Origin of the sequence: Paenibacillus ilasis (assembly GCF_043195395.1) — a bacterium.
GTDB classification, from domain to species: Bacteria; Bacillota; Bacilli; order Paenibacillales; family Paenibacillaceae; genus Paenibacillus_AQ; species Paenibacillus_AQ lautus.
On the sequence record NZ_JBHDJG010000001.1, the window covers coordinates 4,219,301 to 4,243,856 of the forward strand.

Below are 24,556 nucleotides of genomic sequence, written 5' to 3' on the forward strand. Positions count from 1 at the left end.
GTTGCTGTTTCCGTGATTTAGATCACATCATCCATGGTTCGCTGCTACATCGATTCGATTGCAAGCTTCGAGCCCGCACCCGCTTGCTCTGCCGGCCGTACGACCAGCTTGCGCGGCAGACGTGCCCGAAGCTCGGGCACATGACTGATGATGCCGACGGTCAGCTTATCCGTATGGAGGCGCTCAAGCGCGGTAATAACCGTCTCCAGCAGCTCCGGATCCAGCGTACCGAAGCCTTCGTCGAGGAAAAAGAACTGCAGCGGATATTGCCCGCGCAGCTGAATCTGTGCCGAGAGTGCCAAAGCCAAGGCTAATGAGGTCAGGAATGTCTCGCCGCCGGATAGTGTGGATACCGGTCGCCGGACGCCGCCGTTGGCATCGTCCCGAATGACGAATCCTCCACCGGAATCCACCTCAAGCGAGTAGCGCTGCTTGGTCAAGTAGCGAAGACGCTGGGAAGCCGACTGACTTACCTGCATCAGCTGTTCCTCCGCAATGTATTCAACAAACGCGTTTCCGCGCAAGCAGGACTGCAGTTTGGACAAGCGCTCGCTCTCCCGTTGAAGGCTAAGACGCTGCTCTTCCAATTCCATAAACCGGATGTGACGTTTATTCAGGTCTTCCAAGTCCCGCTCGGCTCGGGCCCTCGCCTGAAGAGCCTCCTCATCGGCTGTACGGGCCGCCTGAAGCTCGGCTGAGCACCGTTCCCACTCCTCTTCATGAAAAGGGCTGGCGCCAAGCTTCTGTTCGACGTCGCGAAGTCTCAGCGTCCATTCCCGCTGTCCTTCCCGGTGTGCTTTCACTAACTGGACACAACGTTCAATTTCTTCCGCGGTTAAACAGGCTTCCATGACGGCACGCTCCGTAGCGAACGGTGAGGCTGCCAGTTGGTTCTCCCAAGCAAGCTTGGCGGCTTGATGCTGCTCCTGCGCAGCTCTCTCAGCCTGTTCTGCAAGAGCCGCTTCCTTGGCTGCATGCTGAGCCTTCTCTTCCGCCTTCCTGCACTCGCTTCTGGCTTGTTCAGCGGATTCCTTCAGCATCGACATCCTGGTCCGGCATTCGCTCAGCAATTCCTCAGCCGACCGGTCACCAATCCATGCCTGAAGCCGCTCTTCTTTATCCTTCAGCCCCTCCGTCTTTCCTTCACGCTGCGCGTCCCATTGAATCAGCTGCTTCTCCAGCTCACGAAGCTGCTGCTCCAAGCGAAGGACGGCCTGCTTCTTCTCCTCAATAAATGGTACGCTGCGCTCAAGCCCTTCCTTAATCGACTCGGATTCCGCATCCTTCTCCTGCATGAGCTGAAAACGGCCGACTGCCTCCTCCAGAGAGAAATCCGGCTTGCCTTCCTGCCAGGAATTCAGAATGCCCTCAGCTTCTGCTTCCAATCCTGCAAGCTGATCGCGCAGCTGGTTCCATATCATTTGACCATTCTCAAGCGCAGCGTTCTGTTTCATTAGCTCCTGCTGGCATGTAAAGAGGCTCTGCTGTACCTTGGACGCTTCCGTACGGCATTGCCCGATGGCAGCAGCCTGAGTTTCGGCTGCTTTCATGAGCCGGGCCGTATCGGAGGCAAGCCTTTCGACATCGTACGCTTTATCATCGGCAGGTATAGCTGACACTGCCGCTTCCATCCATCCGCGTTCCTGTTCCTGCCCGTCGGGTTTGACGGCAAGCAGGTCGTCATCTGCGTACGGCTCAATTTGCGAACGCGCTTGGCTTGCCAGCGCTTCCGCTTCGTTAAGCTGCCCCCGCAGGGTTAATCTGACCTCCTGGATCTGATGAGTGATCTGCGTCAGCCGATCCATGCTCTCATCAAGATCATCTTCAGGCTGCCCTGATGAGGCGGCAGGGAGAGGATGATGTTCACTTCCGCAAACCGGACAAGGCGCTCCTTCCTGAAGCTCGGCGGCCAGTGAAAGGGACAGCGCACGAAGCTGTTTGTCGCGAAGCGATTGGCTCATCGCCTGTTTTACATGAGCTGCCGCGGCTGCCATCCGATCGGCAAACGACGAGGCTTCGGCTGCATCACGCTGCAAGCTGTCAGCTTGCACGGAGAGCTGTATGTAGTGCCGTTGCAATTCTTGCTCCTGCTTCTGCAGGGCAACACGTCTAGCCTCTTGCTCCTTCAGCCTGCTCTCCTGCGACTTTAACTCGAGCTCAGCCTTTTGCTTCTGTCTGCCGGCTGACTCAAGCGCTTGAACCTTCTGCATCGCCATATGAAGCACCTGGCGATCACCAGAGCGAGTCTCAAGCCCTTTCAGCTTGTCCTGCAGCTCCTCCTGCCGCTTTCGCCCTCGTTCGAGCAGCTCCTGCTCCTTCTGCAGTTGGGCAGTTACCCCATCAAGCTCTTTACGGGCATTCACTCGCTGTGCGTCGAGTCTAATCAGTTCGTCCCGTAATCCATCACGTTCCCGCTGCAATAAAACAGCTTGCTCCAGCTGCTGCTCCCGAAGCACCAGCTTCGGCTCCTCGGCCCGAAGGGCTGCCTGGGCTGCTTCATCCGCCTTTACAGCCTGCTCCGCCGCCTGCTGAGCGGATGCAGCTTGTGCGGTGAGTCCTTCGGCAATCTGCCGCCGATGATCCCAGGCCTTGCCGGATTCGCGCCATGCTTCAAGCGCAGGGAGAACAGCGGCTGCCGCCCCTGTCAGCTCAAGCCGTCGTTCCAGCTCCTTCATCTCTTCCTCATGAAGGGCGAGTTCATCCAGCTTCCCCTGCAGCCGCCGTTTTTCCATATCCAGCTCACGGATTTTCCCCATAGCTTCATGGGCTTCCATGGCGGCCCGGAGAAGATTCCGGGATGACGCCGCGTGATTCTTGGCATCTTCCAGCACCATAGTGGCTTCCGCCAAAGCTTCTTTCCCTGCACTGCCCAACCCCTGCTGTTCAGCTTCGACGGATTTCAGCGAACCCTCTGTATCCTTAACACGCCGGCTGAGCTTGATTGCGAGCTGGTCTCCGTACCGTTCCAAATGAAACAGCCGCTGAAGCATCTGCCGACGCTCACTCCCCTTCAGAGAGAGGAATTCGGCGAACTTTCCTTGAGGAAGGACAACCGCGCGGGTAAAATCATCCATTTTCAGTCCGATTTTCTCTTCTACGCAGCGGGTGACCTCGGCCAGTTTATCCGCCATCACTTGATCCCCATCGGGAGTAACGTGGATAAAACGGCTTATTGTATTGCTTATAGAGAGCTCGTTGACCCGTTTGAATCGGCGCTCTACCCGGTATCGCTCCAGCCCGGCAGCGGAAGACAACTCAAACGTAAAGGAAACGGACAAACTGTCCTCTGAATGGTTCATGATGCCCTGGGTTCCGTTAACCGCACGCTCCACCTTTCCGTACATGGCTAAGGTAATAGCATCCAGCAGCGTGGATTTCCCGCTTCCCGTCGGTCCGAAAATACCGAAGAGTCCGGTTTCGCACAACGTCTCAAAATCAATCTCCTGCGTATCTCGGTAACTCTGCAGTCCGGATAACTTCAACAAGATTGGTTTCATCTACGACTTCACCTCCATCCCGTCAGACTCCTCTTCCTCTACAAGCTCCAGAAACAAATCGACCAGATGATCCTCGGGCTCCGCCCCGCCGGTTTGCCGCTGGTAGAACTTTCGGAACAGATCCGGCAGCGGCAGTCGGGAGCGCTCGCTCTCCAGCTCCAGCGCCTCCATCTCCGGGTATACCGGACGGATGTGAACAATGCCGTCCCTGCTCTTTCGGAGTCGCTGAATGTCGGCAAGCCCCATGGCATCCGTTAGGGATACCTCCAGATCTATGAAGGCTTCGGGATCACGCCCCTCATCAAGCCAACGATACACTTCTTCCAAGCCGCCCTTGGCCTTCCAGCGAACAAGCGGGCGGCCGCTGCTAAGAAACAGCTCCTCGATCACGGGGGCTCCTCCTGGCGATACGTCAACCAGAGTCACCGATTTGGCCTGTCCCGCTTCCGAGAAGCTGTAGGCGAGAGGTGAACCGCTGTAACGGATCATTCCCTCTCCTTTTACTGCCTGAGAACGATGCAGGTGACCAAGCGCCGTATAGGATGCGCCTACAGAGAGTGCCAACGGATCAACCGTGTACGCTCCACCCACCTGAATCGGTCGCTCGGAATCGCTCTCGACGCCGCCAAGCACATAGATATGGCTCATGGCCAGATTGACCGTCTGCGGAGAAAAATCCCTTGCCATCATCCTCATCAGTTTTCCGACTCTCTCGCTATAGGCACGCCGGAGCTGATCCTCGTCTCCATCGATCGAAAGCAGCTCGTTGAGCCTGGCCTCCGAAGGATAAGGGAGTGCTGCAATCTTGGCCGTTTCTCCGGTACGTGCCGCTGAAACAGTGATTGCATCGGCAACAGGGGTACCAATCAGGGTTATGCCCCTGGTTGCAACAAGCGGCGTGACCGATGCAACCCGTTCCGGCTGATCATGGTTGCCCGCAATGACCACCATAGGGCGCCCCCCCTCCGTAAGTCTGGCGGCCGCATCGTAGAACAACTGCTCTGCAGCCGCAGGCGGATTGACGGAATCATAAACGTCCCCCGCCATGAGGATCAGATCCGCCTGCTCTTCATCTGCCAGCTTAACCAGCTCATCCAAAAAGCGCTCCTGCTCTGCAAGCCTGCTCCGGCCTTCGAGTGTGCGCCCCAGATGCCAGTCTCCGGTATGCAATATACGCATCGCTATTCTCCTCTCCCGCTTCAAACTTCCCAATCAAACCAATAGAAATGACTATAATTGAACGGCATGTCCCCCATCAAAAAAGTACAGCCATTTTTCATGCACGGGCTCGTCTAAAATATCCTCCAAGGCCTTCGCATATAGATCCAGCTGAAAACGATACTGCTCTGCCAAGGCCGAAACGCCGCCGCGATGCTCCAGGACCCGGTCCGTTTTATAATCCAGCAGCACAAGTCTACCACCCTGCCTGAACAGGCAGTCCACAACCCCTTGGATCAGCACGGTTTCGTCCTGAAGGAGCTGCACATCCGGTGCTGCTTCGGCCGCTTGGTCCGAGATTTGGTCCATGAAAGCGAGCCCTTGGTATGCTTCAGCTGCTGGGAGTGCATATGAAAACGGCATCTCGCGCCAGACATCCTCTGCCGTCAGCAACTGCTTCCCTACCTCGCAAGCGAACAGGCCGCTGATCTCCGTGGCTTCCACCGCGGCTGCCTGCTCACCGGTTAAGATTTCTTTTTCCACAAGGTAGCGGATCGTGTCTTCAATCTCCGGCGTCGGTTCCGCGGCTCCCTCCAATCGTTCAAGAGGCACATGCTGCATGATCGTATGATACACGGTTCCCCGTTCCGAGGGTGTCAGCTTTGTTGACTCCATAAATTTCGGCCGCCGCAAGCTTAGTGTGAAGGATGAGCCTGCCCCGATATTTTCCTTGCTCTGGCGTTTTACGGCCTGCTCCTCCAGCAGATCCAGGGAGGGGCTGTCCTGCAAGGCAAGCAGCTTCTTCATCTCCGTTACGGACGTTTTGGCGGATATTTGGCTGACCTTTTCATAACGATATTTCCAAGACAAGCGCTCATAGATGCTTGAACGTTGACCATCTGTGCTTTTATCTTCCTCTTCGGCTATAGCAGCCACGGGAACAACCGGCTCGAGCTTGCGCAGGGCATTCAGCTTATTCAACCGATCATCGCTATCCGCCTGCACGTCATCCTCAATGCCGGTCATGCCCTGCGCCAAGGATTCCGGTGTCTCAATCGAAATTATCCATTGCGATCGATCTTCCCTCAACACGCGTGAGCTCGTCTCTCCGGGTAATCCCGCCTTTTCGCGGAGCACACCTGCGGATGGATGGCGTATCACGGCCGGGCCGATCCAATCCAAGTAACTCCGGCCACGGGCAAGGACGTAATCCGGCAGAAGAAGCTCCGGGTTAAAATCGGCTTGTGCCCACGCAGCCGCCTTCTTCGGCAAATCCTTCACCGTGCCGACCAGGATCATTTTCTCTTTGGGCCGCGTAAGGGCAACATAGAGGACGCGCATCTCCTCAGCCAACAGCTCCAGCTGCGACCTGCGCCGGATCGCCAGATTCGGCAGCGTCGGGTAGCTGACGCGCATGCCTTCATCCACAAACTTCGGTCCAAAGCCAAGCTCCTTATGCATCAGGAATGGGGAGTTCAAATCCTGCTGGTTGAAATTTTTGGACAATCCCGCTACAAAAACAACCGGGAATTCCAGCCCCTTGCTCTTGTGAATGGTCATCAGGCGCACTGCGTTGCCCTGACTTTCCGTACCGCCGGCCGTGCCGAGATCCCCGCCTCGCTCCCGGAGCCGGGAGATAAAGGTCAGGAATCGGAAGAGACCTCTGGAGGCGGTATCCTGTTCATACTGCACAGCCCGGTCATACAAGGCGGTCAGATTACCCTGACGCTGCTTGCCGCCGGGCAGACCGCCAACCCAATCCAAATAACCGGTTTCGCTGTAAATTCGCCAGATCAGATCGCTCAAACTTCCTTGGCGCGCTTCCTGCCGCCAGCGCTGAAGCTGATCCATAAACAATCCAAGTTTTGAGCCCAGCTCCGGAGATATTTCGATATTCTGACTTTCCGCTAATAACGGAGCATCCGAAAGAAGGCTGCCTGCCACGAGCTCATGACCTGCTGCTGCTTCGGCCAAGCCTTCCAGTTCTACGCCCGGTGTCCATTTGCCATCCACGAAGCCCGCAGAGCGTGCAGAATCCATGACCGGCGGGGCGACACTTAACGCGACTGCTGCCTTAAGCGCATCGTAGTAAGTCCCTTTGGCACACAGACGCACCTGCGCCATCTCTTCTTCGGATAATCCAAGTATGGGCGAACGCAATACGGAAGCCAGGGGAATATCCTGGCGGGGATTATCAATCACCTGCAGCAGCGATAAAATGATCTCCACTTCCGTCGCCTGAAAGTATCCCTTGTTCTGCTCGCCGAACGCCGGAATGCCTTCCTGCCGCAGCTCCTCCATAATTAACGGTGCCCATACCATGGCTGAGCGCAGCAAAATGACCATGTCTCCATATCCCGCGGGCCGCATCGATTTGAGTCCCTTATCGTACACCATAAGCGGCTTCCCGCTTTCGCCTGTCATCTCACGGATTCTACGGGCAATGGCGCGTGCCTCCAGCTGGGCGGTTTCCATTTCAAGCGCCTCAACCTCAAGCTGAACCCCATCGTCTTCGGAAACCGATTCTTCGGGCTGCGCCTCCGTCCCTTTTCCAAGACGGTCGATGAGGAGTAATTCAGGGGTGTAAGGGTTCGTGCCACCCTGAACCTCCTGCTCCGGAAAGGAAGCGCCGCATACAAGCTCTGCCCGTTCGTCATAGGCAATCTCGGCTACGGATTCATTCATGATCTGCCGGAACAGCAAATTGACGGCATCCACTACTTCCATTCGGCTGCGGAAATTACGGGCCAGATCAATCCGGATACCGGCTTGGGCAGTGCTTGCGTCAGAAGAAAACGTCTTATATTTATCGAGAAACAATCCCGGCTCCGCCAAGCGGAACCGATAAATACTCTGCTTCACGTCTCCGACCATAAACCGGTTGCCCGGCATTTCCCGGGAGATCAATCGTACGATGTCTTCCTGTACGCTGTTCGTATCCTGATATTCGTCCAACAGCACTTCATCAAACTGCTCGCGGTATTCCATGGCCGCATCGGAAGGCATCATACGGCCCGGCACGGAATCGGGGTGGCGAAGAATATGGAGGCAATAATGCTCAAGGTCATTAAAGTCGACCATACCTTTGGCCGCCTTGGCTTCCCGATATCGCTCGCCAAAAGCGATAACCGTCTCGGCCAGCTCCATCATCAGCGGCGCTGCCGTGTGAAGTTCCTGCAAAAATTCCGATGCCGGACGGCCAAATAATGCACTTTTCAGCTCGTTGACGATTTTCTTCACGTTGTCGCGCAGTTCCTTAACCTGTTCCTGAAGCTCCGGCAGCACCTCATCCTTCCGAACGGATTTGAGCTTGCCAAAAGACGCCTCGCGGAAAATGCCGTACAACGATTCCCACGGCGAAATATCGATGGCCTCAAGCAGGGAGGCGACCAGCCGTAAGTCGTCATCCAGATTATCCACATACGGCGCAGGCCCTCCCGGCTGCATGGCGATCGCCCTGGCTTGCTGCAGCAAGCCGGCTGCTCCATTCAAGGCCAACCGAGCATCGGCCAAAATGCTTTGAACCCATGGCGTTTGTCCGAGAGCCTCCGTACCTTGTACCTGGAAGCCGGCAGCCGTTTCCCTAAGCCAGTGTGCCGGCCACGAATGGCTGCGGGAGAAATCGTAGAGGCGCTGCACAAGACGGTACAGCGCGTCATCCGTTCGCTCGCCGCTGAACCAGTCCGCCAATCGTACAAAATGACTCTCCGGATCACCTTCGGCCTCGCCGTATTTCTCTTCGAACAGTTCCTCCAGCATATCCTGCCGCATTAAATCCGCCTCATGTTCATTCAGAATGCGGAATCCCGGATCCAGCGGTATTAACTGATAATATCGACGAATGACTTCCATGCAAAAGGAGTGCAGCGTCGTAATGGACGCCCTGCCAAGCAAAGCGAGCTGACGCCGGATATGCTCATTGTCCGGATCCCGGTCCAGCTCACGGTCCAGCGCTTCTCTTATCCGCCCCCGCATTTCGGCAGCAGCGGCCTTGGTAAACGTAGCCACAAGAAGCCGGTCTACGCTGAACCCTGCGGAATCGTCGAGGATTTTGCGAATGATCCGTTCAACCAGCACGGCGGTCTTCCCTGAACCTGCTGCAGCTGCAACCAGCATGTCATCGCCCGACATTGCGATGGCTTTCCACTGGTCGTCACTCCACATGCTGCCCTCGGGTTTTGCTATCATCTCTCTCACCGGCCATCTCCTCCCTTCGGATGCCCGAGCAGATCCCAAACCTGATCTTTACCCGGTTTACCCAGCAGCTGATACTCGCTGCCCTCAATCGCGTCGTCGAACTGGCATACCGGCCGGAAGGAACAGTACGTGCAGGCCGTCTCCTGCTGAATCCGGTATGGCACAATCGCGACATCGCCCCCCGTAATTCGGGAGCCGATATTCAGCATGTTCTCTCGCACGGCGGATAACAAGGTCTCCCACTGGTCAGGCGTTGCAACGGCTGCGCTGCTGTAGAAGCTGCCGTCCGTTTTGACGGCGACAGGCAGAATGGCCGAGTGCCCTTTTTCAAGGAACGAATCCATAAGGGAAACCGCTTCGCGGTCTGCCAGCAGCAAGCCCTTCATTTTGTAACGTTTGAGGAGCTCCTCTGCCGCCTGCTCCGGCGTCATGCCGTTTGCCGATTGCAAGACCGGATCATGAACATGGAAATACAATGTTCCCGCAGGCAACGCCTGTTCGCCGAGCCAGTCCTCGGCAAACGTCAGCAGCACGTCCAAATAGGTCAGCATCTGCAAGGATAAGCCGTAATAGACCTCATGCAGCCGCAAATCCTTCTGGCTCGATTTATAATCAATGACGCGCAGCATGATCCCATGCTCTCCGCGTGCCATGTCGACGCGGTCAATACGCCCGACAATCTCCATCTTGACCCCGTTCGGCAATTCAAACGTCAGCGGCGGCAGCGGCTTTCCGGGACCGAAATCAAGCTCGAGGCCGATCGGCTCGAATTTGCCGCGCCTTGCTTGTTCACCCAAAATCACGGACGCTCTGCCCACGATATTTTTCAGCTTGCGCGAAATATATCCATATCGCTTGGAGCTAAGCAGGATTTCACCCTGCAGCATCGGAGCAAGCCGATCGACCGTTGCTTCGGCCTCGCGCAGGCATTCCTCCGCGGTCAAGTCTCCCCAGCTTCGATGCTGCGATTGAAACTTCACGGCCATGCTGCTTAAGGCCGCATGAAATAGCTGCCCGATGTCAGGAGCCTGAAGACGGTACAGCTGCCGTTCTTTCAGCTTCAACCCATGGGAGGCAAAATGGGAAAACGGGCACGCAACAAAGCGCTCCATCCGGGATACGCTTGTCCGCAGCTTCGTTCCGTACAACTGCCTGCTGGTTTCCTGCTTAAGCGGCCGGGCTTCATTCCGGTAGGACAAGGATGAGAGCATCGAAGAAAGACGCGGTCTTACATCCGGCTGCTCCGCATACCAATTGTACACATGCCACCAAATGTCCGGGATCTCCTCTCCATTCCTCCAGTCGCGAAGCCGACCCGTTAAATAAGCAAGCGTCTTGTCCGGACGGGCCGCGTAATGCTCCTGCTCGCTGGCCGATTGCCCGGCATGCGGTCTTGGAAACAATGGCACCTCTTCCATCTGAAACATCAGCTTCAAATGGCGGATGACCTCGGATGGCAATAGCGTCTTGCCTTCATCGTCCGCCGCAGGATAACTGACCCATAGCTGCTTACTGGCCGAAGTCAGAGCATTATAGATCAGGAAACGTTCATCCAGCAGTCTTCGGGATATGCTTGGAGCAAGCTCCAAACCGCGGTCTTCGAGCTGAACACGCTCCGGTTCTGTCAGGATACCATCGTCCTGAAACTGGGCTGGGAGAACACCGTCGTTAATGCCGAGCAGAAAAGCATATTTCACGCCGCCCGTCCGTGTCCGGTCCATGCTGCCGATCAGCACTTGATCCAGAGACGGAGGCACCAGAGCCATTTTCATTTCCGTAAGTCCCGTACCCAGCACGCCCGTGAACAATTCGGTGCTTAACTTCTCCGCACCCATCATCTCCACAATCTGGTCGAGCAGGTCAAGCACAGCCCCCCATACCTGGCGGTGCTCCCTGGCTTCCTCAGGACGCCCGGCATCCAGAGCTGCCCGGCTTAACAGCTCCAGCTTTTCAGGAACAGCGGTTTCCTCCAGAAGCCGATAAACTGCGGTGCTCTGATCCATTGCACTTGCAGCCTTTTTCATCCGTTTCTCAAACGCATGCAGCGGCTCCGTAATCACCTTTCTGGCATACTCAATCACCTGCATGCCATCGGGATTTCGCGCCTCGCTCTCCCCGTCTTCTAATGAGAGGCTTGGAATTCCCTTCCACGGACGGCCATCCGTCCAGCGCGTGCCCTGGATTCCGGAAGCCAGCACATGGTTCTCCAGACGGTCCATGTCCTCACGGGTAAGCGAACCGTCCAGCGGCAGCAGCAGATCTGTCTTCACGCAGCGGAATACATCCTCATAACGCCAGCGACGTCCGATGATATCGAGCGCAGAGCGAATAAATTCGACCAGCGGATGATGCAGTTCGCTTCGCTTCTGATCCAGGAAATAAGGAACGCCGTGTTCCCTGAACAAAGGACCTATCAGATGTTCATATTCCCCCATATTCCGGACAAACACGGCCATTTCCCGGTATCTTGCTCCTTCTTCCCGGGCGAGACGCACCATTTCACGTAAAGCCCCTTCAATTTCAGCCCGTCGGTGACTGGCAGCATGAAGAAGAAGACCTGCGCTTCTACCGTCCGGATTGCTCTCTGTAACTCCGTCCCGGGCAGCTTCAGTCCAACGTTTCTTCCGATCATAACCGCGTTCGAGGTGGGCAAGCAGAGGGGATTCTTGAAACCGTGGAAGAACATCGGGCTGCAGGATACGATGCGCCGTATCCACCCCGATCTCATCGGCAATGCCTTTAAGCTTTATGTACGTCACCGCGGTAGGATGAAAGAGATCCAGCTCATGCGGAGCATTCCCGTTCGTATAAGGCTTGTCCAGTGTCAACGCGATCGTTACGCGGTTGGCATGGGTCATAATCTCCTGGAGCACCCGGTACTCCTGCGGCGTAAAGCCGTGGAAACCATCAATCCAAATGTCCGCGCGCTTGATATAGTCGGATTGGGTCACTCCCTCTGCCAAAGAGGCCAGCGTATCTTCCTCATCCATGTAAAACCGTGAAATCTCAAGCTCAAAATCGCGAAAGACTGTTACAATGTCCTCCAGCTTGCGCCGAAGCATCGGTGAATTCCCGGAACCTGACACCATCTGTTCCAGCTGCTCCTCCACGCAGGAAGCGTCAATGCAATAGCGCTTCATTTCCGTATACAGCTCGCTCAGCTTGCCGACAAAACCATGCTGCTCCCCCGAAGCCCCGAACAATTGGAGCTCTTCTTTGCGCCTCCGCAAAATTTTATACAGCAGCATGCGCTTGCCTTCTTCGCTGATCGCCACTTTCGCGGCCCCGCCGGTTTCCTGCATGACACGGTAAGCCAGTCGACGGAAACTTAGCACTTGCGCGCGCATCATCCCGTGAATGCCTCCTGCATTAACGAGTGCATGCTCCGCTTCATAAGACCCTTGCTCGGGAACGATCAGTATCATTGGATTCCCCTTGGGATCTTGCTCCAATCGCTCGATCATCTCTTGGCGGATCGACGTGCTTTTGCCGCTGCCCGACCTGCCGATAACAAATTGAATGCTCATGCTTTGCCCCCTTTACATCGTCTTTCGAAAGGGACTCCTTCACCTTCAAAACCAGCTGCGTGCCCGGTGAAATCATGCCCTTGAATCTATTGGTCAAATCTATCAAAATTCATGTGAAATCCACGTCTTGGTTCGTTCTCTATCAAAAAAGATGCTGATTACTAGTATAGCATAAGTAACGTTTAATGGAACATACGTTTGGATTTCATTCCCATTCCAAAATATTGCGGGCAACCAAAAAAGGACCCCGCCATCGTGGTTCACCCACCATGGCAAGACCCTTCGCATTAACCGCGTAGCTGCGGCAATTTAAAGCTTTGATTTGCTGCGCACTTCGAACACGGCAAATTTCAAATAATGGCCCTCGTCGACCCCAAGAATTTGCGGATGATCCTTGCCAGCCGCACGCCATTCCACAAGTCTTAAAATTTTGCCGGCATCTTTCGCCGCATCCTGAATCGTCTCCAGAAACAAATCCGGCCGCATATGGTACGAGCAGCTTGCAGTAACCAAATAACCGCCCTCATTCACCAGTTTCATGCCATGAAGGTTGATATCCTTGTACCCGCGGCAAGCCCCTTTGACGGCAGACCTGGTCTTGGCAAACGCCGGCGGGTCCAGAATGACCACGTCCCAAGAACGTCCACCTCCCGCGGTCAGCGGTTTGGAGGTATCCACTTTCTGGTCCCCTTGCGCACGTTGTTCGCGTTCTTCCAAGCCTTTTACCTGGTTGCGCAAATATTGGAAGGCGTCGTCCACTACAAACTCCACGCGATCCTGGAATCCGTTCAATTCCACATTCTCTTTGGCGCTTTCAATGGCATGCTCCGATATGTCAAGACAGGTTACTTTCTTGGCCCCATAAAGGCATCCATGCAGCGTAAAACTGCCCGTATGCGAAAAGCATTCCAGCACCGTGGCTCCGTCCCAATAGGGAAAAGTGACTTCTTTTCCGCTTTTGTTCACCGGTAAGGTCTTCATCTCACCGTCCCGTTCCACAGTCTGGAGCGTGATCCCGCTGCGGCTTCCCCAACCATTCATTAACGGCTTAATGGATGCCCGATTCTCCCGCTGATCAAAGAAATAGCCCGTCTTCTGCCCTTCCTCGATATCCACCTTGATCTTCAAGCCGTTCTCCGTCACCGTTACGTGGCGCGGACACTCCCCGTAGAGAATGCCTGTGCGCTGCTCCAGCCCTTCCAGTTCCCGGATGGATACATCGCTCCGTTCATAGATTCCTTTCGGCTGGACCACCTCGACAAGCGCGTTCACGATGTCCTCGCGGCAGCGATCCATGCCCAGCGTCAGCAGCTGCAAGACCAGTACATCATCAAAACGGTCCACAATCAGCCCCGGCAGAAAATCCGCCTCGCCATATACCAGCCGGTAGGCGTTCTCATCTCCGATAAACCGTTCCCGGTGTTTCAGGCATTCCTGGAACCTGGCGATAAAAAAAGCCTTGTCCATCGTCTCAACCGGCTCATACGAAACGGTGCGTACGGTGATTTGAGATTGCGGGTTGTAATAACCGGAGGCGAGAAAACGGCCCTGATGGTTTAACACCGATACGATATCACCTGGCTTGGGTTCACCCTCGACAGAGGCAATCTCGCTTTTATAAACCCAGGGATGCCCCTGCTCCAGTCTCTTTTTTCGACTGCGCTCCAAAATTACCGATGGCACTGTATTTCACTCCTTAAGTTAGCCCCTGGCCATTTCAATAGGCATGCATGTCCGCCAAGGGTCATATACGTAATTAAGAAAAAAGTCTATCGACAGACTTTCACAGTAGCGGTTGCTTCATATCCAATCCACCACTTTATTTCACAAAAAGGAGAACATCATGCTATCCTCACTCTGGTTTCCCATCTGTTATGGTCTTGTCCTGTTCCTGTTCGGCATGAAGGTCATGGAGGTTGCCCTCCAACGCTGGGCCGGTCCGCTGTTGCATAAGTGGCTCCATAAAGCGACATCCACGCCCCTTAAAGGCATGATCGCCAGCACAGCGGTCACGGCCCTGCTGCAGAGCAGTACCGCCGTTACCGTGCTGGCTATAGGTTTCGCCAATGCCGGATTGTTAAGCCTCGCCGGTACGCTGGGCGTTATCCTCGGCACCAACATTGGGACAACGGTAACCACCGAACTCATCAGCCTGCAGATCGGACAAGCCGCCATGCCCCTGCTTGTCCTCTCGCTGATGTTATGGGTCGGGGCCGTCCTCGTCAGCGAGCGCGTGCCTCTGAGCTACGATAAGTTAAAAAACAATTTGATCCGCAGCCAGTTTTTATGCCTTGCTGTCGCCGGATTCTCGCTGGTGCTGCTTGCTATACAATTCATGCAATCCATCGGCCCGACCCTTCAAAGCCTCGGTTTGTTCCAGTGGTTCCTGGACCACGCTTCGCGGAGCGTCCTCTGGGGCATTGCAGCCGGAACGATATTGACTGCTCTGATGCACAGCAGCGCCGCTGTCATCGCAATGGCTATGGGACTTGCAGCCAGCGGTGCGCTGCCTCCGGAGATCGGCGTTGCCATCGTTCTGGGTTCCAATGTCGGCACCTGTGCAACAGCACTTATAGCAGCGATTGGCAGTACCCGAGCAGGACGATTCGTGGCCTGGTCCCATATGGGGCTGAATATCGGCGGAGTCCTGCTCTTTACTCCGTTCATAGCGGGTTTAACCACCGTATCCGGATGGTTAGCGGCGGATCCGGCCGGACAAATCGCCCATGCGCAAACCCTGTTCAATGTCGTATGCTCGCTCATCGCCCTTCCACTATGCTATCTGCCCTTCTGGAACAAGCGGGCAAAGATCTAAAATTATTTCATATCTTCATCCGCAGGAATGCTTACTTCAAGCAGCGTTAACGCTTTACGCAGGATGATATCATTGTTGTTGTATCCGTTGCTGCGCTGCTTCCTCCAAGCGGCCAGAGGCTCAAACCAGTCCACCCCGTTGATTTCCTCGATTTGGGGCTTCAGGTCACCTTTTTCTGCCTTAACCAGATAGTAGTGAACCTCCTTGTCTACCTGGCCGAATTCGGGATGATGGTATTTATATGCAATAATGTCCACTGGAGAGGTGATGGATCCGACTATACCTGTCTCCTCGCAAATTTCTCGAAGTGCAGTCTGCTCGACGGTTTCACCGGCTTCCATCTTGCCCTTGGGAAGCGAGGTTTTTCCATAACGGTCCAAAATAAGCTGGATCTGAAGCGCCCCTTCATGATGACGGTATACCACGCCGCCTGCGGAAATCTGTGTATATGCCATGTCCTATTCCTCCTTCATGTACAACAAGGATTCCACTTCCGGTAGCCAGGAAATGAAATCCTTGTCTGGTATGGCCGCTATGGGAATTACTGAGCAGCTGCCTTTAGTCCATGATCCATGACGCTTAGGAGTTCGCCCTCGCATTCATTTACACCGGCTTTGGTTACTTTTACACGGCACAGTTTGCCTTCGAGATCAGACGATCCGTTGAATACAAGCTGCAGATAATTATCGCTGTAACCCTGCATCTTTCCGCCCTGAGGGGCACCCTTGTACTCACGTTCCGGTATCACTTCCAGAATCTGACCCACAAAACGTTCAGCATAAGCAAGCTGCAGCTGCTCCGACAAGTCAATCAGATCATGGACGCGTGCATTCTTCACTTCCTCGTCCACCTGATCCTCCATCCGTGCTGCCGGCGTACCGGTACGCTTCGAATACGGGAATACATGCATTTCGGAGAACTGAATCGCCTTCATCAGGTCATAGCCGTTACGGAACATTTCATCGGTTTCGCCAGGGAAGCCAACGATAACGTCCGTCGTAATGCCCACATCGGGCATCGCTTGACGAATCAAGCCCATCTTGTTATAGAACTCTTCGGTTGTATATTTACGGCGCATCCGTTTCAATACCGTATCATCCCCCGCTTGCAGCGGAATATGAAGGTGGCGGCACATTTTACTGGAGCGGTTCAGCACATCCAGCATCTTCTCATCGATCTGGCTTGCTTCAATGGAGCTGATGCGGATTCGTTCCAAACCGTCTACCCGGTCAAGATCCCACAACAAATCGGACAATCTGTAATCTTCAAGATCATCTCCGTATCCGCCTGTGTGGATTCCGGTCAGCACGATTTCCTTATAACCCGCTCCAACCAGCTGATGCGCCTGAGTGATGATGCTCTTCGGATCACGGCTGCGTGACAAACCGCGGGACCAAGGGATAATGCAGAACGTACAGAAGTTGTTGCAGCCGTCCTGGATTTTCAGAAATGCACGAGTGCGTTCAGCAAAATCCGGAACGTCCATTTCTTCAAATACCCGGGTCTTCATAATGTTGCGAACAGCATTAATCGGCTGGCGCGTCTTTTCAATATCATGGATGAAATCCATGATCTTATCGCGATCCTGGTTCCCGATGACAAGATCCACGCCCGGTATGTCCAGAATTTCTGCAGGCGAGGTTTGAGCGTAACAGCCCGTTACGGCCACGATGGCCTCGGGATTGCGGCGAACCGCGCGTCTGATCATCTGACGGCTCTTCTTGTCCCCTGTATTGGTAACGTGGCAGGTGTTAATCAAATAAACATCTGCGGTTTGTTCGAAGTCCACCTGGTCGTAGCCTTCATTTTTGAAGTATTGCCAGATGGCCTCGGTATCGTAAAAATTGACTTTGCAACCCAACGTATAAAACGCTACGGATGGCATGTTCAAACGCCCCCCATTTCTCCAGATTCGTATAGTGCGCAGGCAAGCGCCGTCATGCCGGCAGTCTCGCAGCGAAGGATCCGCCTTCCAAGTCCAACGGATACGGCTCCTGCATCTTCGGCCGCTCGGCATTCCTCTTCCGTAAAGCCGCCCTCGGGTCCAACGACCAGCAGCAAGCTGGCCTTCTCGGCCGACTCCGGCAGCGCCTGCTCTACAAAAGGCTTCAGCACGTCCCTCAGCTGGGAGCCATGCTCTTTTTCATAACAAAAATATACGGCATCATAGCCGGCAAATGCTGCAAGCAGATTTTTCCACGACAGAGGCTGTTCAACAGACGGTATCCGGTTACGATGCGCCTGTTCAGCCGCCTCCTTCGCAATTTTCCGCCAGCGCTCCAGCCGCTTCCCTTCCTTCTTGGCATCGTACTGAACAATCGTTCTGTCCGATAGGAAGGGCACAAAGGACACCGCTCCAATCTCGGTGCACTTTTGGATGACGGTCTCCATCTTGTCGCCTTTCGGCAAGCTCTGAGCGATGCTAACTTGCAGACGCGGTTCCTGCGTCATCTCCATGGGTTCAATTACAACGGCAGTGACACTGGCCGCTTCGATGCCTTCAATCTCCACCATGGCTTCGCGGGATACCCCATCGCTTACAATCAATTTATCACCAAGCCTGCCTCGCATGACCTTGGTAATATGACGGGCGTCATCGCCCGTAATCTCAACACGGTCTCCCTCGAATTGTGCGGGAGTCACAAAATATCGCTGCATCTTTATCCTCACCTAACTCCAAAATCGCCAAACCCCATCATACAACTTTTCGGGCAAACTGACCAGAGAAAATCCGCACCTCTTACCCCCCGAACATCTTAATGAACAGATTCAAAAAGTCGATGGATAATGCATGCGCCGCATCATATAATGGCTTAATCGTATATCTCTGAAAGGTTGGCAGCAATATGATCAATAGGAATATAAGTATCGACCACTGCTCGAACTTCTGAATCCTCGCGCTTACGCGCGGAGGAAGCACATTCTCAAGAATCCGGTAGCCGTCAAGCGGTGGCAACGGAATAAGATTAAAGAGGCACAGAAAGAAATTGAGCAGTATAAAGGTATTGAAAAACAAATGGATCGCTTGATCTGTTTTGGTAACGCCGATCGGCTCGATCACACCGAACTGATAGAGGCCCGCATAGATCAGCGTTCCAAGTATACCTAACATGAGATTGCTCAGCGGGCCAACCGCCGCCACAATGATGCTCATACGGCGCGGGTTGCTGAAATTCTCACGATTGATCGGAACCGGCCGTGCCCAACCGAAACCTGCTATCAGCAAGAGAATAATCCCCAGAAAATCAAAGTGCACCGCCGGATTCAGCGTGACCCTGCCCAGCAGCTTAGCCGTTGGGTCTCCAAATTTATTCGCAAAATAGGCATGCGAGAACTCATGCACAGTAAAGGCAATAATTAAAGCAATCAGATAAAAAGGAAGTTGTTCCAGCGGATAAAATAACAGTTGATCCAAAAAATCCATAATCAGTTTTTCCTCGCTACGAACGCAACCCAATCATCCTCGCGGCAGATGTCGGCAATTTCGAAACCGGAGGCAATCAGCGCCTTCTCTACAATCTCTTCTTTGTTCTTGTAAATGCCCGAGGCAATATACGCGCCTCCCGGTTGAAGAGCCCGGTATACATCGTCTACAAACAACAGGATGACCTCAGCCAAAATGTTAGCTACTACAACTTGTACCGGCAGCGTCACGCCCAGATCCGATTGATTGGACGAATGGGTGAGTACCGATAGCAGATCACTTTCCTTCACCGTAATCCGATCTTCCAAGCCGTTAAGACGGGTGTTCTCCATTGCGCTGGATACGGCAACCGGGTCCAGATCGAGCGCCAGTATCCGTGAAGCTCCCAGATGCGCTGCGCCGATGGAGAGAATACCTGAGCCTGTCCCTACATCGATGACTTCCTCTCCGCCCTTGATCACCATCTCCAGTGTGCGCAGGCATAACGAAGTTGTCGGATGCGTTCCTGTGCCGAATGCCATACCCGGGTCCAGCTCAATGATCGATTCTTGATCGGATTCCGGCGTGTACTCTTCCCAAGTCGGCTTGATCGTTAACCGCTCGGACACGCGGATCGGCTTGAAATACTGCTTCCAGGCCGTTGCCCATTCATTCTCATCGACCGTCTTCATCTCATACTTGACTTCACCTGTATCAATCCCGAATTCCTTCAGTTCATTCACGCGCGGGGCAATCTCATCACGGATCGCTTCCAGGGTAACCGTCTCATCAAAGTAGCCTTTAATAACGGCTTGCCCTTCAGGAATATCGTTAAACGGAACGATCTCATCAAACCACTGTCCAAGGGATGTGTCCCGCTTCTTGTTCGTCGTACCGGATTCTTCGATCGAAACGCCGCCGGCTCCCGCCTCATGCAGGAAATTCGTAATCATCTCCACGGCTTCCTCCGTGGTATGTATCGTTAATTCATGCCATAACATGTGCTACTGTTCCTCCTCATTCATACATAAGTATTATTGTACTATATTGAGGACCCCGGATACAAAGTTTGTACTAAAATACCATGATGACTTTTCTCGCAAGTCGTTCGAATAAGAAAAACGCTATCGACGTACAATCTCAGAAGACAGACCGCATACGGCGGAAGATTTTCTTGCGAACGAACGATGGTAAGCCACCGATGTTTATACTTTCTTATCTCTTCAAAAAAAGCCCTGCTTACCACCTCTGTAACAAGTAGGTAAGAGGGCTCTTCATAAGCTATAACCATAACGATTAATCTACATTTTTACTGGTTTCATCGAGAATTTTCTTCAATTGGCGTTCATCCGCCGCCTCGCTTCTGCGCAGCGCTTCCACATCATCGTGGTCGGCTGCCATTGCCGAAAATTCAACATCCTCCGCCTTGGCGGATTGCAGCGCAATCATCTTCTCGGTTTTGCTCGAGATCTTCCCTTTTTTTACGCGTCTCATCATGGGTGTTATTCTCCTTTCCGATATAAACACTCAGAGTTTGTGCCTGTAACCTCAAATCATGCCGCCGGATTCTTCGATTAACCGCATGGCTTGCGGGAAGACACCTTCGTCCAGTACAACCGTCAGCAAAATATCCCGGCCTTCGGTTCCGTCCTCCCCGGCGCGGCTCATCCCGCTGGCGGACGGGTCCGCCGCCCCGAGAATACCGGCCCCCGGGCCCGAAATATCCGCATTTAAGGTCAGTGTTGTTAAGCTTGCAATGTTGCCTGTCAACGGATTCATCGGATTGTTGAGCTCCCCGCCGGGATCGGCGCTAAACCGGTCGATGGACATATCCGCAACGCGCAGCGACTGTAATTTACGGGCTGCATGCTGGGCTTCTTCCGGACTTTTGAAATATGCCAAAATATTTTTCTCTGCCATTTCATATCACCTGCATTTCCTATTCAAGATTGCATCTTCCTAGATGGAACTTCCCTAGGTTGCTTCATCGTCAAGGGTTTTATTCTTGAGGAATCGGGCTGTTTAAGCTGACAGAACACCTAAAGGCACCCTTCCGTTCCCAGAAACAAAAAAACAGCAGGCCCAAGGTTGATTACCTTAAGCCTGCTGCTGTTCTTTAAGCTATGAGGGGGGTTAACCCCATAAGTTTGTATTAGTCACCGCGGAAAGCTTTTTTTACACGGTCAAAGAAAGACTGTTCCTGCTCATGGGTCTGTTCGCCATCAAGGGAAGCAAACTGACGAAGCAGCTCTTTCTGTTCATCACTCAGCTTGCTTGGCGTAACGACCACAACCTTGACGTGCTGGTCACCCTGTCCCATGCCGCGAAGCCGAGGCACCCCTTTGCCTTTCAGGCGGAAGAAGGTTCCCGTCTGCGTACCGGCCGGGATCTTCAGCTTCACTCTCTCCGTCAGCGTCGGGATCTCAATCTCGTCGCCAAGCGCAGCCTGAGCAAAGGTAAGCGGCACTTCGCAATAAATATCGTCCCCTTCGCGTTCGAAGAAGTCATGCGGCTTCACGCGGATGACGATATACAAGTCACCGGCCGGGCCGCCGCGGAAACCGCCTTCGCCTTCACCTGTCATGCGAAGTTGAGCTCCGTCGTCCACGCCGGCAGGCACGCGAACATGAATCTTGCGCTGCTTCTTCACTTTGCCATTACCGTTACAAGTCGAGCAGCGGTCTTTGATGATTTTCCCAGTTCCGTTACAGTTCGAGCAAGCACGGCGGTTTACCATGCGTCCAAACGGCGTATTTTGCACGACTTCTTGCTGCCCGCTGCCGTTACACACTGAACATGTATGCGGCTGCGTGCCCGGCTTCGCACCGGAGCCGTGACATGTATCGCATGTCTCCGTTCTCGGAATGGTAATATCCGTTTCCTTACCGAATACCGCTTCCTTAAATTCAACCGTCATCGTATATTGCAGATCGTTCCCCCGCTGAGGCGCATTCGGATCACGGCGTCCATTGCCGCCAAAGAACATATCGAATATATCTCCAAAACCGCCGAAATCACCGGAGAAACCGCCTCCGCCCATGCCTTGGTTCGGATCGATATGACCATACTGGTCATATTGCGCACGCTTCTGACCATCGCTCAATACGTCGTAAGCCTCTTTCACTTCCTTGAATTTGGCTTCCGCGTCAGCGGCTTTGTTCACGTCCGGATGATACTGGCGAGCCATTTTGCGGTACGCCTTCTTGATCTCATCGTCCGATGCATCCTTGCCGACACCGAGCACCTCATAATAATCACGCTTATCAGCCACGGTTTCACCCCAATCTCTTTATTACTCTTTTACATAAGGAAAGCCAAAGTGCGAAGATGCGCAGCTTTGACCTTCCCATACAATCTATTCAGATTAACCTTTGTTTTTATCTTCGTCAACAACCTCGTAATCTGCATCTACGACATTGTCTTTATTAGCAGCACCTGAGTCGGCGCCTTCAGCACCCTGCTGCTCTTGTGCTGCTTGCTCATACAGCTTCACGGACAGCTGCTGTACGATTTGAGTCAGCTCCTCTACCGAAGCGTTAATCTCTTCGAGGTTATCGGATTCAAGGGCCTTCTTCACTTTGTCTTTCGCTTCGTTCGCTTTTTCCACTTCGGAAGCGTCGACTTTGTCGCCCAGATCCTTGAGTGTTTTTTCGGTCGTGTATACGAGTTGGTCCGCATTGTTGCGAGCTTCTACCAGCTCTTTGCGTTTACGGTCTTCTTCGGCATGAAGCTCGGCGTCCTTCATCATTTGTTCAACTTCAGCATCGCTCAAGCCGCTGGAGGACGTGATCGTGATCTTCTGGCTCTTGCCTGTACCTTTATCCGTCGCCGAAACGTTTACGATCCCGTTCGCATCGATATCGAAGGTAACTTCGATTTGCGGCACGCCGCGTGGTGCTGGAGGAATGTCTCCAAGCATGAAGCGTCCCAGCGTTTTGTTGCCGGCAGCCATTTCGCGCTCACCTTGCAGCACGTGAATTTCAACGCTCGGCTGGTTATCGGCATACGTGGAGAATACTTGGGATTTGCTTGTCGGAATCGTGGTGTTGCGGTCGATCATTTTGGTGAATACGCCGCCTGCTGTCTCGATACCGAGGGACAACGGAGTTACGTCGAGCAATACGACGTCTTTAACGTCACCTGTCAATACGCCGGCTTGAACAGCTGCTCCAAGAGCAACCACTTCGTCAGGGTTGACGCCTTTGTGAGGCTCTTTGCCTGTCAATTTCTTAATCGCTTCCTGTACGGCAGGAATACGAGTGGAACCGCCGACAAGGACGATTTTATGAATATCGTTAGCTGTCAAACCTGCATCGCTAAGCGCTTGACGAGTCGGGCCAAGCGTACGCTCTACAAGGGAAGCAGACAATTCTTCGAATTTAGCACGAGTCAGGTTGATCTCAAGATGCTGAGGCACGCCGTCAGCAACCGTGATGAACGGCAGCGAAATCGTAGTTGTCAGTACGCCGGACAATTCCTTTTTCGCTTTTTCCGCAGCGTCTTTCAGACGTTGAACGGCTGCCTTGTCTTTGCTGAGATCGATGCCTTGCTCTTTCTTGAATTCGGCTACCAGGTAGTCAATGATCACTTGGTCAAAGTCGTCGCCGCCAAGCTGGTTGTCCCCGCTGGTTGCTTTTACTTCGAAGAAGCCATCGCCCAATTCCAGAATGGAAACGTCGAATGTACCGCCGCCAAGGTCATATACCAGGATGGTTTGGTCTTCGGATTTCTCCATGCCGTAAGCCAATGCAGCAGCAGTTGGCTCGTTGACGATACGGAGAACCTCAAGACCTGCGATTTTACCGGCATCCTTGGTCGCTTGACGCTGGCTGTCATTAAAGTATGCAGGAACCGTAATAACCGCCTGGGTTACAGGTTGGCCCAGGTAAGCTTCCGCATCGGATTTCAGCTTCTGCAGAATGATGGCAGAGATTTCTTGCGGCGTGTAGTCTTTGCCGTCGATCGTTTCTTTGTGATTTGTACCCATATGACGCTTAATGGAGATAATGGTGCGATCCGGGTTGGTGATCGCTTGACGCTTCGCTGTATCCCCAACGATACGCTCGCCGTCTTTCTTAAATCCGACAACGGATGGAGTCGTACGAGCACCCTCCGGATTCGGAATAACTACTGCTTCCCCACCCTCCATTACGGCTACGCAGGAGTTGGTTGTTCCTAAGTCGATACCAATAACTTTGCTCATGTAAAATTTTCCTCCTTATTCATTCACGCGAATCCTCGCATGATCTTCATCAATTTTTATATGATAAACGACTATCGAAAGTCGCTTACATGCTCACTTTAACCATCGCAGGTCTTAATACTTTATCTTTTAGCATATACCCCTTCTGCACTTCCTCAACCACGATGCCTTCCTCGTATTCATCGCTTTCCACCTGCATGATCGCTTGGTGATACTCCGGATTGAATGGCTCGCCTACGCTCTTCATTGCCGTCAAGCCTTCGGTAGCGAGGACCGATTCCAACTGGCGGAAGATCATGCTGACTCCCTTGGAGAAGGATTCAAACTCCGGATTCTCCTCGGATGCCTGAAGGGCACGCTCAAAGTTGTCGATGACAGGCAGAAGCTCCGTAATCAGTTTGGAGGAAGCATATTTGCCCAGATCTTCTTTCTCCTTCTGGGTGCGACGACGGAAGTTATCGAAATCCGCTTGTACTCGCAGGGTACGCTGCTGGTGCTCCAGCACCTCGGCCTGAAGCTTCTCAAGCTCGGCTGATCCGGCTTCATCAGCCGACTCGGTTACAGGAATCTCCTGTTCGGGATTTACGGCTTCCTCCGCAGACCTGCTCTCACCCGAGTTTGGCGTGTTTTCGAAAGTTTCTTCCATCGTTTCTTCTGTAACTGTATCTTGAACGGCATCCTTATGCTCATTATTCAAGACGCCTTCACCTCCTTCATATTATAAAACAGACTGTCTGTGATTCATTTTATCCTTTA

16 protein-coding genes are annotated in these 24,556 nt (G+C 53.5%); 1 reads left to right on the plus strand and 15 read right to left on the minus strand.

Annotated elements, in window-relative coordinates; genetic code table 11:
• Nucleotides 1-44: 44 nt before the first annotated feature.
• The 5 genes from ACETK5_RS19150 to ACETK5_RS19170 all read right to left on the minus strand — a co-directional run bounded on the left by ACETK5_RS19150 (nucleotide 45) and on the right by ACETK5_RS19170 (nucleotide 14,062).
• A complete protein-coding gene (locus ACETK5_RS19150; protein WP_326112457.1) occupies nucleotides 45-3,497 on the minus strand; it encodes an AAA family ATPase in 3,453 nt (1,150 codons plus the stop codon).
• Complete coding sequence (locus tag ACETK5_RS19155) at nucleotides 3,498-4,676, minus strand: exonuclease SbcCD subunit D (protein WP_100535908.1); 1,179 nt, start codon at nucleotides 4,674-4,676, stop codon at nucleotides 3,498-3,500. It lies immediately after the preceding gene.
• Between the two features lie 51 nt (nucleotides 4,677-4,727).
• Nucleotides 4,728-8,843, minus strand: a complete 4,116-nt coding sequence (addA, locus tag ACETK5_RS19160) for a helicase-exonuclease AddAB subunit AddA (RefSeq protein WP_100539283.1) — start codon at nucleotides 8,841-8,843, stop codon at nucleotides 4,728-4,730.
• A 5-nt stretch (nucleotides 8,844-8,848) separates the two neighbouring features.
• Nucleotides 8,849-12,379: a helicase-exonuclease AddAB subunit AddB gene (addB, locus tag ACETK5_RS19165; RefSeq protein ID WP_100535907.1), complete on the minus strand. Its 3,531-nt coding sequence runs from the start codon at nucleotides 12,377-12,379 to the stop codon at nucleotides 8,849-8,851.
• A gap of 309 nt (nucleotides 12,380-12,688) precedes the next feature.
• Nucleotides 12,689-14,062, minus strand: coding sequence for a class I SAM-dependent rRNA methyltransferase (locus ACETK5_RS19170; protein ID WP_100535906.1), 1,374 nt, complete (start codon nucleotides 14,060-14,062; stop codon nucleotides 12,689-12,691).
• 160 nt (nucleotides 14,063-14,222) lie between these two features.
• Between ACETK5_RS19170 and ACETK5_RS19175 the strand changes: the two genes are divergently transcribed.
• Nucleotides 14,223-15,194: a Na/Pi cotransporter family protein gene (locus ACETK5_RS19175; protein WP_100535905.1), complete on the plus strand. Its 972-nt coding sequence runs from the start codon at nucleotides 14,223-14,225 to the stop codon at nucleotides 15,192-15,194.
• 2 nt (nucleotides 15,195-15,196) lie between these two features.
• Here ACETK5_RS19175 and ACETK5_RS19180 read toward each other — a convergent pair whose 3' ends face one another.
• The 10 genes from ACETK5_RS19180 to grpE form a co-directional block, all read right to left on the minus strand.
• Entirely contained in the window at nucleotides 15,197-15,649 is a 453-nt protein-coding gene (locus tag ACETK5_RS19180) for an NUDIX hydrolase (protein WP_100535904.1), read from the minus strand.
• 86 nt (nucleotides 15,650-15,735) lie between these two features.
• Nucleotides 15,736-17,079 carry a tRNA (N(6)-L-threonylcarbamoyladenosine(37)-C(2))-methylthiotransferase MtaB gene (gene mtaB, locus ACETK5_RS19185; RefSeq protein WP_100535903.1) on the minus strand — a complete coding sequence of 448 codons (1,344 nt, stop codon included), beginning with the start codon at nucleotides 17,077-17,079 and terminating at the stop codon, nucleotides 15,736-15,738.
• A 2-nt stretch (nucleotides 17,080-17,081) separates the two neighbouring features.
• Nucleotides 17,082-17,852: an RsmE family RNA methyltransferase gene (locus ACETK5_RS19190; protein WP_100535902.1), complete on the minus strand. Its 771-nt coding sequence runs from the start codon at nucleotides 17,850-17,852 to the stop codon at nucleotides 17,082-17,084.
• Nucleotides 17,853-17,934: 82 nt separating this feature from the next.
• The gene (locus ACETK5_RS19195; RefSeq protein ID WP_100535901.1) at nucleotides 17,935-18,618 is read right to left on the minus strand and encodes a site-2 protease family protein; all 684 of its coding nucleotides are present in this window, start codon (nucleotides 18,616-18,618) and stop codon (nucleotides 17,935-17,937) included.
• 2 nt (nucleotides 18,619-18,620) lie between these two features.
• On the minus strand, nucleotides 18,621-19,598 hold the full coding sequence (gene prmA, locus ACETK5_RS19200; RefSeq protein ID WP_100535900.1) for a 50S ribosomal protein L11 methyltransferase: 978 nt from the start codon (nucleotides 19,596-19,598) through the stop codon (nucleotides 18,621-18,623).
• Between the two features lie 295 nt (nucleotides 19,599-19,893).
• Nucleotides 19,894-20,094 carry a YfhD family protein gene (locus ACETK5_RS19205; protein WP_100535899.1) on the minus strand — a complete coding sequence of 67 codons (201 nt, stop codon included), beginning with the start codon at nucleotides 20,092-20,094 and terminating at the stop codon, nucleotides 19,894-19,896.
• Nucleotides 20,095-20,145: 51 nt separating this feature from the next.
• Complete coding sequence (locus tag ACETK5_RS19210) at nucleotides 20,146-20,517, minus strand: hypothetical protein (RefSeq protein ID WP_100535898.1); 372 nt, start codon at nucleotides 20,515-20,517, stop codon at nucleotides 20,146-20,148.
• A gap of 232 nt (nucleotides 20,518-20,749) precedes the next feature.
• A complete protein-coding gene (gene dnaJ, locus ACETK5_RS19215; RefSeq protein ID WP_100535897.1) occupies nucleotides 20,750-21,868 on the minus strand; it encodes a molecular chaperone DnaJ in 1,119 nt (372 codons plus the stop codon).
• A 93-nt stretch (nucleotides 21,869-21,961) separates the two neighbouring features.
• Nucleotides 21,962-23,800, minus strand: a complete 1,839-nt coding sequence (gene dnaK / locus ACETK5_RS19220; RefSeq protein WP_100535896.1) for a molecular chaperone DnaK — start codon at nucleotides 23,798-23,800, stop codon at nucleotides 21,962-21,964.
• Nucleotides 23,801-23,885: 85 nt separating this feature from the next.
• Entirely contained in the window at nucleotides 23,886-24,497 is a 612-nt protein-coding gene (gene grpE, locus ACETK5_RS19225) for a nucleotide exchange factor GrpE (RefSeq protein ID WP_100535895.1), read from the minus strand.
• Between the last annotated feature and the right edge of the window lie 59 nt (nucleotides 24,498-24,556).